12 protein-coding genes are annotated in these 11646 nt (G+C 33.2%); 8 read left to right on the top strand and 4 right to left on the bottom strand.

Going from position 1 to position 11646, the window contains the following annotated elements; translation table 11 throughout:
• Positions 1-214 precede the first annotated feature (214 nt).
• The gene (locus BFA01S_RS18570; RefSeq protein ID WP_066234268.1) at positions 215-595 is read right to left on the bottom strand and encodes an IDEAL domain-containing protein; all 381 of its coding nucleotides are present in this window, start codon (positions 593-595) and stop codon (positions 215-217) included.
• A gap of 355 nt (positions 596-950) precedes the next feature.
• Between BFA01S_RS18570 and BFA01S_RS18565 the strand changes: the two genes are divergently transcribed.
• Positions 951-1277 (top strand): YflT domain-containing protein, encoded by a 327-nt coding sequence (locus BFA01S_RS18565; protein ID WP_066234265.1) that lies wholly within the window; start codon positions 951-953, stop codon positions 1275-1277.
• 189 nt (positions 1278-1466) lie between these two features.
• The gene (locus tag BFA01S_RS18560) at positions 1467-1649 is read left to right on the top strand and encodes a hypothetical protein (protein WP_066234262.1); all 183 of its coding nucleotides are present in this window, start codon (positions 1467-1469) and stop codon (positions 1647-1649) included.
• A 29-nt stretch (positions 1650-1678) separates the two neighbouring features.
• Here BFA01S_RS18560 and BFA01S_RS18555 read toward each other — a convergent pair whose 3' ends face one another.
• Positions 1679-2401 (bottom strand): TrkA C-terminal domain-containing protein, encoded by a 723-nt coding sequence (locus BFA01S_RS18555; protein ID WP_066234261.1) that lies wholly within the window; start codon positions 2399-2401, stop codon positions 1679-1681.
• 178 nt (positions 2402-2579) lie between these two features.
• On the opposite strand from BFA01S_RS18555, the gene BFA01S_RS18550 reads away from it, so the two are divergent.
• From BFA01S_RS18550 to cyoE, 3 genes are all read left to right on the top strand, one after another.
• Entirely contained in the window at positions 2580-3524 is a 945-nt protein-coding gene (locus BFA01S_RS18550; RefSeq protein ID WP_066234258.1) for a magnesium transporter CorA family protein, read from the top strand.
• Positions 3525-3642: 118 nt separating this feature from the next.
• Complete coding sequence (locus tag BFA01S_RS18545) at positions 3643-3978, top strand: zinc ribbon domain-containing protein YjdM (protein WP_066234255.1); 336 nt, start codon at positions 3643-3645, stop codon at positions 3976-3978.
• A 922-nt stretch (positions 3979-4900) separates the two neighbouring features.
• Positions 4901-5830: a heme o synthase gene (gene cyoE, locus BFA01S_RS18540; RefSeq protein WP_066234273.1), complete on the top strand. Its 930-nt coding sequence runs from the start codon at positions 4901-4903 to the stop codon at positions 5828-5830.
• Between the two features lie 185 nt (positions 5831-6015).
• On the opposite strand, the gene BFA01S_RS18535 is transcribed toward cyoE, so the two are convergent.
• Positions 6016-6327, bottom strand: coding sequence for a winged helix-turn-helix transcriptional regulator (locus BFA01S_RS18535; protein WP_066234252.1), 312 nt, complete (start codon positions 6325-6327; stop codon positions 6016-6018).
• Between the two features lie 181 nt (positions 6328-6508).
• Between BFA01S_RS18535 and BFA01S_RS18530 the strand changes: the two genes are divergently transcribed.
• Positions 6509-7357, top strand: a complete 849-nt coding sequence (locus BFA01S_RS18530) for a VOC family protein (RefSeq protein WP_066234249.1) — start codon at positions 6509-6511, stop codon at positions 7355-7357.
• A gap of 119 nt (positions 7358-7476) precedes the next feature.
• Here BFA01S_RS18530 and BFA01S_RS18525 read toward each other — a convergent pair whose 3' ends face one another.
• The gene (locus BFA01S_RS18525) at positions 7477-8955 is read right to left on the bottom strand and encodes a SulP family inorganic anion transporter (RefSeq protein WP_066234270.1); all 1479 of its coding nucleotides are present in this window, start codon (positions 8953-8955) and stop codon (positions 7477-7479) included.
• Positions 8956-9210: 255 nt separating this feature from the next.
• Here BFA01S_RS18525 and BFA01S_RS18520 point away from each other — a divergent pair, with 255 nt between their 5' ends.
• A complete protein-coding gene (locus BFA01S_RS18520) occupies positions 9211-9834 on the top strand; it encodes a LysE family translocator (RefSeq protein WP_066234246.1) in 624 nt (207 codons plus the stop codon).
• Positions 9835-10239: 405 nt separating this feature from the next.
• Positions 10240-11496, top strand: coding sequence for an allantoate deiminase (gene allC / locus BFA01S_RS18515; protein WP_066234243.1), 1257 nt, complete (start codon positions 10240-10242; stop codon positions 11494-11496).
• Positions 11497-11646 lie beyond the last annotated feature (150 nt).

Raw genomic sequence — 11646 nt, 5'->3', positions numbered from 1 at the left:
CTGATAGAAGTTTCACTTTATCGGATAATCGATATTTCCCAAAATCCGAAGATATACCAGCTAAATTTCAAGGATGTTGATTAGATCCAGTTTATCTGTCAGAATATTAACTTATACTTATGTAGATCTAGCTTAATTTTCCAATACTAAGCTTTGCTGGATATATATTGTGAATAAAAAAGAGAATGGAGAGGACCAGCCTCTCCATTCTCTTCTATTTTTGATTTTCCTGATATTCTTCTGAGCAGAAAGATTCGGGATTTTCTATCCATACATTTAAGATTTTCTCCTGCTCATTTAACTCAGAAGTTAATTGTATGAATTTTTCTTTATTTCCTTCGTCCAAGCTTTTATCAATTTCCCTTTTAAGTAAACTAATTTTTGAAATTAATTCAGCTTCTAATTGATGGTTTGATTGTTCATTTATTTGTTCCGATTGTTCAATATCGACTAAAAGCTCATTTTCCTCTTCTAATTCTTCTGTTTTATAATCACTTAATTTAGTTAATTTAAAACCACATTTACACATTGTTTCTTCTAAATTCAAAACATAAAATTCAGCATTTCCACAATATTTGCAAACAAGTTTCTTCATATAATCACCTTCCGACATATTGTATTTAACTATGTTTTCCAGATTATGATATGCAAGCCATTTCCTTTTGCTGAAAGTTTTATCTACTCTTTCTATACCCTTCCTTTGTACTTTTTTAACCTAGATTCCTTTACTGAAGAATCCTAAATCTTTATATGTTATATAGTTCCTCTGGATTGGATTGTTATTCCTTTTTTATAAGAAAGAGGATGAATAAATTTAGCTTCATTCTAAATGTGCTGTTTTAGTCAAAGAAATAACATATATTTTATGAAAAAGTTTTGAACCTTTTAAAAGTGGTTATATATCTAATAGAGCAAGAGATTATAAATTAAAACTCTAGGAGGCTGATAAAATGAACAACGTAAAAGTAGTACAAAATAGTGTGCAGACAAAAGAGGCAATCGACGAGTTTTTAAGAGAAGGTTTTACAAAAGGTGAAATTTACTTATTAGCTCATAACAAAAAGTTTTCAGAAGACTTAACAGATAAAACAGATACAAGTGACATTGGTATGGGAGAACAAGGTATCTTTCATTCTGTAGCAAATGTATTTCGCTCACGCGGAGATGAATTACGTTCGAAAATGCAATCTTTAGGGTTATCAAATGTAGATGCAGAGCGATATGAAGAAGAATTAGATGAAGGGCGTATTGTTGTTATCGCGACAAAATCAGCTTAATCTTTCATTATCAGGTTACTTTTGGATAGGAAACTAAAGGGATTCCTGTTAGTTTCCTATCCTATTTTAATCTATGTCATACAAAAACATAATAGACCGAAAAGCCACTAATATAGTTGGATTCCCTGATTATAGAATTGACATAAAGCCAGTATGTCATTACATATTTAAGGTATAAGGAGAATGAATATGAGATTTTCTAAACAAAGTTTAGGTAATTTAATAGGAAAAAAAGAACAAGCAAGACGTAAAACAAAACCAAGTCCCTGCTTAGATAAGTGTTTTGAGAAACCTATTATCCATAGACAAATACAGGGGGATAAAGTATATGTCCCATTAAATTTAAATAGAGTTTGGAATGAATTAAATTAAAAAATAACCGCTGTTTATGCGGTTATTTTTTAATGTTCATTAATTGGCATGTGGCGCTGGCTTTCCAGTTTGTTTTCCATCATATTTATATCATCCTGAAAGATTTCATGAATAGTCTTTTCACTTCCAAATAAAAAAATCTGATCTCCTTCATGAATTTGCGTATTGTAAATATTCCTTCTAATTTTTACATCGCCTCTTTTAATAAATAATACTACGAACTCCCGCTCCTCATATTCTGGCACTACCGCATTTAAAGTCTTATCGTATAGAGGAGATTCCTCATAAATATGGAGATTCATAACATAATCTTCTTTATCTGTTAAAAATACTTCCCTTATTGGCAAATCGCTTAGCTGAATATGTCTTTTCATATTTTTATTGAATAGTTTTGATAATTTCTTTTGAATAATTTTTGTTTTTAAAATAAGGAAGGAAAGTACAAATCCTCCGGCAATATATAAAACACTGTTTGTTTTGAGGTCATCTGATAGAAAGCTGCTAATAGATGAAATAATAACAGCGAGGGAAAAGGCTCCGAATAAAATAAGAAACCCAGCTAATTTTCTGCGAATAGGATGACCTAAAATAAGCTCAGATTCTCCAGTCGTAAAACCTGTTCCAGTCATAAGCGAGATGACTTGGAATCTGGACACCTCTAATTTCAGTCCGGTTAAATGAAATAAAATAACGTGAATCTCTATAACAGCTGCAATGATCACAAAATAGATAAGCAGGAAGATTAAGCTCATTTTTCACCCCAGATTAAAAATAATGATAATTGTTCGAAAAAAAATAGTTGAGCAATTTTTGCTCCAACACCTTCGTGATCTATTACCCCATTTCTTTTATAACAAAACAGAAACTTCTTTGTTTTATTTATTTGAAAATAGGGAATTAAAATAAAAAAACGTGTAAAAAGGAGTAAACATGAAGAAGTATAGAAATGGTGAAAACTGGAGTTGGTATCAATTTGAGAAAGATGAAATAAATGATATCAAACAGCTTATCGCAAGTGATACTTGTTCTAATACAGAATGGCTAAAGAAAGTCCCGAAGAATAAAATTAATCTCCTTAAAATTGAGATTCTTGAAGAAGGGAAAAAGATTGTAAAAGGTTCTCTTATTTATAAACAAAGTTTTGAAGATGAGCTGGACTATGAGATTTTCCACTTTTATTTAACAAAGGAAAGATTAATTACAGTTGATCTGGATCTTTCTGTTTTTAAATATATTAATGCTGATTCTATTTTTGAACAGATGGATAGGGCTGAAAATGCGTTAGATGGTTTTCTTATTTTTATTGGAGAATTAATGAATGAGATGCTGTACGGTATTGATCAATATGAAGAGGCTCTCAAAAAGCTAATATGGACAATGCATAAAAAGAACGATATTAGTATTCTTGATAAAATTTATAAGTTGAGACATGAATTGCTTTTATGGAAAAATATATTAATACCAATAAAAGAATTAAAAATGACGATTGAAGAAGTGTATCTTAGTGAAGTAACTGAGGGTGAAATATTTATTCGTACATGTAAACGTATTGAAAGGGCGATAGCGCTTCTTAATGAGTATGAACATGAGATAGATTCAATTATAAAATTGGAAGAAATTATTTCTTCTCATCGTGGAAATGAAATTATGAAAACATTAACAGTTATAACAACAGTTTTCACTCCGGTAATGGCTTTAGGGGCATTATGGGGTATGAACTTTAGAAATATGCCGGAACTGGAATGGAAATATGGTTATTTATTTTCTATCCTCCTCATTATCGCCTCCACCATTTTAATCTATTGGTTCATGCATGTGAAAGGATGGACAGGAGATCTTTTAAAAGGGAGGAAGAAGGGATCATTTTTTAAATAATAAAAGTATAAGCAGCTGCTGGATGAAGACTTGTTAATATAAAAGGAAATGGTAGTATTAAGCATATAGGACAAATTCCTATATGCTTTTTTAAATACTAACTGGGGGAAAGAGAAAAATGGCTGATTTACCAAATTGTCCAGAATGTCATTCACAATATACGTATGAAGATGGAAGTCTTCTCGTTTGCCCGGAATGTGCTCATGAATGGACATTAGAGACTGGAAATAATGAAGATGAGAAAATTATTAAAGATGCAAATGGAAATGTTTTAAACGATGGTGACTCTGTAACAGTAATTAAAGATCTTAAAGTAAAAGGAAGTTCTTTAGTCGTAAAAATAGGGACAAAAGTGAAAAACATACGTTTAGTTGATGGAGACCATGATATTGACTGTAAAATTGATGGTTTTGGACCTATGAAATTAAAATCTGAATTTGTTAAGAAAGTATAACAATACTTTATTTTCCATGAGAGATAATAGAACTATGTTCATAGCTTATCTATTTGATTAGAACGGAAAAGATTTAAACTAATAAAACGAGGAAGAAAAGTTCACTTTTCTTCCTCGTTTTATTAGTTTGAGTAGAATAAGCCAAAAATTGTACACAATAAAATAATTAAAAATTGAGATTTTCATATGATAAAATGAGGAATAGATGTTCATAACTATATAAGTATGAATTAATTTTATTGAATTTGTATTCTATATAAAAGAGTTTAAATTAAAATGGGGAATATAATAGAATTGAACTACTCACCGCTTAATTTCTGACGAAATTTGAAGCGGAAGATTCCTGCGAACACCAGTATATCCACCAGTTATTTAGCAGGCTAACCCCGTCGCACCGACGGTTAGCAGTACAGACGACTGAGATGGTCTCCTGCGGTGATACTATCTTGTACGTTGAACTCACCAAACGTCTTGCTTTCGCTTGGTTTTCGCAGCTTCAGTACGTTTGGAGGCGAATGGTGCTTGGATATTTTACGTGACAAAGCCTTTCTTGTCACAACCCTATATATCCAGTTTTCAAAGAACAACCTGTACAGGAATATTATGACATAAGAACATACGTTTTGTCTACCACTAACCGACATTCATCTCCCGCTTACTCATTGGGTTTCGCTCTTCACATTCCTTGAAGTGGGAGTCTTTTATTAAAAAAATGGAAATATTCCTTAAAAGAATGTATTTTATGTGAATTTAGTCGTAGAAACACCTAATAAAATTTAGATTTGTTATTATTAATATAATCGAATAATAGGAAAGGTGGCTAAACTGTAGAAGGGGACATCCATCGTCTCTGTTTATTTGGACAAAATATAACTTTGTAAAAAGAAAAGGGATGAATAAAGAAATAATGCGAAGTGATATAATGGTTGATAAAGATATTCAAGATACCCCTGTAGCGGTGCCAAAACAAAATTTATCACAAATTTTGGCACAAACTGTTAAGACTGGGATTATTAAATCAAATTTAGTTCCGATGTTAGCGGGACTAACATTGGCTTTATACACATATAATATTAGTCCGTTTGAAAAGATTCCGGAAATGATATTAGCTCTGATAGGTTCTGCATTAATAATTGGTGCAGCAGGTGCTTTTAATAATTTGTATGATCGTGATATTGATGCGGTTATGGAGAGAACAAAAAATAGACCGACTGTAACCGGCATGATTAAAGCGAAGTCCGTTTTATGGCTTGCTATCTCAATGACAGTTGTCGGATTAGGCGCTCTTGCTCTGACGACACCTTTAGCTGCAATTTTAGGATTTTTAGGTATATTTTTCTATGTATTCCCATATACAATGTGGACGAAACGTCGTACGATTTATAATACAGAAGTAGGAAGTATTTCAGGAGCAATGCCGCCGCTTATCGGTTGGGCTGCTATCCATCCAGATATAACACATCCTGCTATTATTGGGCTTTTCCTTATTCAAGTGATTTGGCAAATGCCGCATTTCTATGCGATAGCTATTCGTAAGCATGATGAATATAAAGCAGCAAAAGTACCAATGCTTCCAGTTGTAAAAGGTGTTAGAAGAACATATATCCAAACAAACGTTTATTTAGTTGTTTTAATTGCTGCAAGCTTTCTGTTCCAATCTTTAAGCCTTGGAATTACTTTAGTTGCACTCGTTCTAAGTATTGCATGGCTTGTTTTAAGCGTTTATGGCTATAAAAAAATGGATCCTGAAAAATGGGCAAGATCATTGTTTATTTTCTCTCTCTTCCATATGACGATCTTATTCTCAACAGTTATTATCTACTCTCTGATGGGAATTTTCTTTCAATTATAAAATATATAAATATAAAAACAGTACTAGGGGGAAACTCCTAGTACTGTTTTGTTTTGGAAAGATACATTAAATTAAATTATCTTATGGCAAGTTTAGCGGAAGCAAAGCACTTCCCATCTTGATTCAATAAATATAAATAAAAGGATACAAAATTAATGTATCCTTTAAAAATTGCTTAAAGCATATTAGGAGTCCATCCATTCCTGTGACCATTTTTCTATCTCTTTCATAAGAGGTTCTAATGCCAGTCCTTTTGCTGTTAAAGAGTATTCGATTCGAACCGGAGTTTCCGGAAATACTTCCCGCTTCACAATCCCCTCATTCTCCAAGTCCTTTAATCTCTCCGAAAGCACTCTGGCACTTACGCCGACAGAAGACTCAATATTACAAAAACGCTGTGGACCTTTCAATAGCTGATATATAACGAGACCAGTCCATTTTTGATTCAATATACTAATTGCTTTTTCAAATCGGGGACAGATTAGTGACTTGTCCATTTTGATCACTCCTTATTTTTATTATAGTCATAATCGAAAGGATTTTCTATCAATAGCTTACTTGACAGAAATAAATTGTAAAAATATAATTACTTACATAAAGTAACTAACTAATAAATTTCATTTAAAATATATTTTACTCTATGGGGTTAAACTAATTGTATTAAGGGAGGAAATCAGCATGGATTTTCATCGCAAGCCAAATATTTTTGTAAGTCATGTGAATATTAAAGTACAGGATTTAGAACGTTCTCTTAAGTTCTATGAAAAAATCATTGGATTTCAAGTTTTGGAACGTGTAAATAATATAGTGAAGCTGACAACTGATGGGAAAACGAGCTTATTATCGATTGAACAGCCGGAAAATGTTATACCAAAGCAAGGAAGAACGACCGGCTTATATCATTTTGCTATCCTTTTACCTAACCGTTCAGATTTAGCGGACATCATCAATCATTTTATAAAAAATAATATTCCTATAGGATCATCAGATCACCTTGTTAGTGAAGCTCTGTACTTATCAGATCCAGATGGAAATGGGATTGAAATTTATGTAGACAGGGACCCTTCGAAATGGAACTGGAATGAAGATCAAGTAGAAATGACGGTTGACCCGTTAAATTTTAAAGATATTCTTCAAGAGTTAAAGGAAGATAACTGGAAGGGCCTTCCTGAAGATATATTAATGGGACATATTCATCTGCATGTTGCTGATTTATTAAAAGCGGAAGAATTCTATTGTAAAGGACTTGGATTTGACGTTGTAAGCCGGTTTGGTCATCAAGCCATTTTTATTTCCACTGGGAAGTATCATCATCATATTGGGTTAAATACTTGGCAAGGTGTCGGCGCGCCGCGTCCTTTGGAAAATAGTGTCGGCTTAGACTCATTTTCTCTTGTATTACCGAGTGAAGAAGCAAGGGAAAAAGTAGTGGAGCAATTACAAAACATTGGTGCGTCAACAGAAGAGAAGAACGGGATCATTCTTACAGAAGATCCTTCCGGCAATAAGATTCAGTTATTAATATAGTAACAATATTTCAAAAAACTGGGATTTTACGATAAGTCCATAATAAGTTTTAAAAGCTGAAAGGCCTCTTTACGAAATCCTCGATTTTACTGGATTCTCATAAAGGGGCCTTCTCTTTTTTAGTTGTTAGCAGCTTTATTTAATCCACCCGGTTTGTTATGAACGGCTAATTTATTGAGCAAATCACTGCTTTCTGTATTAACACCAATTAGGTTTACTTTAGTACCATTTTGATAGTATTTAATAATAATCTTATCGATAGCACCGACTGCTGAATCATCCCATAAATGTGCATTTGTTAAATCAAGATCAATTTCTTCCACATCTTCTTTGTAATCAAAATTTCTGACAAAATCGCTAACAGAAGCGAAGAATAACTGTCCGGTAACACGATACACTTTTTTGTTCGAACCTTCCAAAGCTAAGCTTGTCACTTTCACTTTAGAAATCTTTGCTGCAAAAAAGACGGCACTCATTAAGATACCAACGAAAACACCTTTTGATAAATCATGCGTCATAATAACAGTTATAACAGTAACAACCATTACTAATGTATCTGTTAAAGGGGTTTTATGAATCATTTTTAATGAGGACCAGTCAAAAGTTCCGACCGACACCATGATCATAACACCGACAAGTGCTGCCATAGGAATTTTCACAAGGAAATCATTTAATAATAGGATTAATACCATTAAAAATACACCGGCAACTAATGTTGATAAACGCCCTCGGCCACCTGATTTTACATTGATGACAGATTGACCGATCATGGCACAGCCGGCCATTCCGCCAAATAAACCAGACACAATATTAGCAATTCCTTGCCCTCTTGCTTCTCTGTTCTTATCACTTTCTGTATCAGTCATATCATCAACAATTGTAGCAGTCAGTAAAGATTCTACTAATCCAACAATGGCGATTGCTAAAGAATAAGGGAAAATAATTTGCAATGTTTCAAAGTTTAATGGAATATCAGGCAATAAGAAAACAGGCAGTGTTTGTGTTAATTCACCCATATCACCAACCGTGCGCACATCGCTTCCAGTCATGATTGCAATAATTGTAATAACGATAATCGCGACTAGCGGAGATGGAACGGCTTTTGTAAAACGCGGCAAAATATAAATAATGGCAAGTGCTCCCGCTACCATTGCATACATTGGCAGAGACTCTCCTTCAAATTGAACGAGCTGAGCTGTAAAGATAAGGATTGCAAGTGCGTTAACAAATCCGGTCATAACTGATCTTGGAACAAACTTCATTAATCTTCCAAGCTTTAACACACCCATTATAATTTGCAGGATACCAGTCAAAATCGTCGCTGCAAGAAGATATTGCAATCCATGATCAGCAACTAATGTTGTCATCAGTAAAGCTGTTGCACCTGTAGCGGCTGAAATCATTCCTGGACGTCCACCCATAAAAGCAATTGTGACAGCAATACAAAATGAAGCATACAATCCAATCATAGGGTCTACACCTGCAATGATGGAAAATGCAATTGCTTCAGGGATTAATGCAAGAGCCACAACAATACCTGCTAATATATCGCCTTTCACATTCCCGAACCATTCATATTTAATTGTATTTGAATTCAAAACGACACCTCTTTCTTTTTCATTTTTATAATTATGACTTTCAACTCTCATGAAAGCCGGGTCCGCTGTTAACAAAATGAATTATATAAGTGTTTGACGATTTTGTGAAATTTGATGTAAGCGTGAACAGATAGAAAATACTTTCTTTTTCTTTTGTTTTCTAAGCCTTTTTAATAAATAGGATAATTATTAAAATAAAATTATTGAAAAATAGGGAAAAGTGGAAGTAATATGTAAGAGATTGGAGGAGTCAGAATGGACTTAATGTTACTGTTATCTTTTTTAGGAGCGGCAATCTTTCTTACTTTAATGCCGGGTCCGGATATTTTATTTGTTATTGCTCAAAGTATTTCACAAAATAAAAAAGCTGGAATAGCGACTGCGTTAGGACTATGTTCTGGACTAGTCGTGCATATAACAGCAGCTACCCTTGGTATTTCGGCTATTGTTTATCAGTCATCACTTGCTTTTGCGATTGTGAAGTATGCAGGAGCAGCTTATTTATTGTTTTTAGCATGGCAGTCCTTTAGAGACAGAGGAGATGCTCTTACGATAAATAGTCAGAAATCCTTAAAATACAAACAATTATATAAAAAAGGAATTTTAATGAACATTTTAAATCCGAAAGTGTCATTATTCTTTTTAGCATTACTGCCTCAATTTATTGATAAAACTGCTGGTCATATATCGGTGCAAATGCTTATTTTAGGATTTGTTTTTATGATTCAAGCACTTATTATTTTTATTGCAGTCAGTACATTATCAGATAAAATACGTCGATTGTTAATCGGTCATTCGTTTATTGGCAAGAGAATGAATATGATTCAAGGTTTATTGTTCACAATTATTGGTTTGCAGATCGCTTTTAGCAAAAATTAAACCGTTCAATTTTTACTTTTTTATAATAATAATGAAGCTAGAAAAAACCAAATTATTCTAGATTTTCCTCTGTTTTAATAGTATATTTTTACTCATTTTTTAATTTATTTAAAAAAATATAGAATATAATAGAAAAGGCAAGTATTTGCCTTTTGTTCACGCTTACATTCAGTTTCACAAAATTGTCAAAAAATTATATAATTTAAGACACCTATTAGCGTCCCGGCTTTCATGAGAGTTGAAAGCCACAATTTTAAAAAATTTAAAAGTAGTTAATGATTATCTTGTACTATAAGGTATATAATAGACTAGGTATTCTTCTTTCTATTATGTATTTTCATTAAAGATGATAAATTTTATTGTCTTACAATACTAAATTTTTGGAATGAAGTGGGAGGATTATATATGAGTCAAGTTAAGCAATTCGATGTAGAAAAAGAATCTGTAAAGCTTTTAGAGTGGTTAGGGGAATTTGGTAAAGACCCAGCAGGCGGTATTAGTAGATTACTATATACTCATGAGTGGATTGAAGCACAAAGAGGACTTGAAAACCTTATGAAAGAAGAAGGATTCCAAGTACAATTTGATGAAATTGGGAACCTTTTTGGAAGATTGGAAGGTTCTAAATATAAAGATGAAACGATTTTAACTGGTTCACATGTTGATACAGTTATGAATGCTGGTCATTATGATGGACAATTAGGTATTATCGCTGGAATCGTTGCATTAAAATACTTAAAAGAAACTTATGGCCAACCGCTTCGTAATATCGAAGTAGTTGCAATGGCAGAAGAAGAAGGAAGCCGTTTCCCTTATGCATTCTGGGGCTCTAAAAACATCGTAGGTACAGCGAAACGTTCAGAAGTGGAAGATATTGCAGACTTTAATGGTGTTTCTTTCGTTGAAGCGATGAGAGCTGCAGGTTTTGACTTCCGCGATGAAACGAAAGAATTACGCAAAGATGTAAAAGCATTTATCGAATTACACGCAGAACAAGGCGGAGTATTAGAAATCGAACAGATTCCAATTGGTATTGTTGGACATATTGTTGGTCAACGCCGTTACACAATTGAAATTAATGGTGAAGCGAATCATGCTGGAACTACTCCAATGGGTTACCGTCAAGATGCAATGACTGCTGCAAGCAGAATGATCGTAGCAATTAACGATATCGCATTAAAACATGGTGATCCACTAGTTGCGACAGTTGGTAAAGTAGAAGTAACACCAAATGTTGTTAACGTTGTACCAGGAAAAGTAATCTTCACAATTGACTGTCGTCACACTCATAAAGATCAGTTAGTACAAGCTACAGAAGAAATTGAATCAGCATTAAAACAAATTGCTGAACAAATAAATGTAGAGCTTAACATTGACTTATGGATGGATGCTGATCCAGTACCAATGGATGAGAGAATTGTTAATCTTATTAAAGAACAATGTGACAAAAACGGATTAAAATATAAATTAATGCATAGTGGTGCTGGTCATGATTCACAAATTTTAGCTGACTTTGCTCCAACAGCAATGTTATTCGTTCCAAGTCATAAAGGAATCAGCCATAACCCTGCAGAATTCACAGAGCCTAAAGATTTAGCTGAAGGTGTAAAAGCTTTAATCGGTGCTTTATATGAATTAGGTTATAAAGAGGAATTATTCTAATAAGAGAAAGCTGACTTTATAGTTAGCATAAAAGGGTTCAAAAGCTTTTAGCTTTTGAACCCTTTATTATTTTGCCAGCATAGTTTTATCCCAGCTTAACGGGCAGTAAGACTCCTACTTCAAAGTTCTGGAAATCAGAGGAAGTGAAGT

It is taken from the genome of Metabacillus fastidiosus NBRC 101226, from assembly GCF_001591625.1.
GTDB lineage: Bacteria > Bacillota > Bacilli > Bacillales > Bacillaceae > Metabacillus > Metabacillus fastidiosus.
This window is presented reverse-complemented; position numbering and strand designations above follow the sequence as displayed.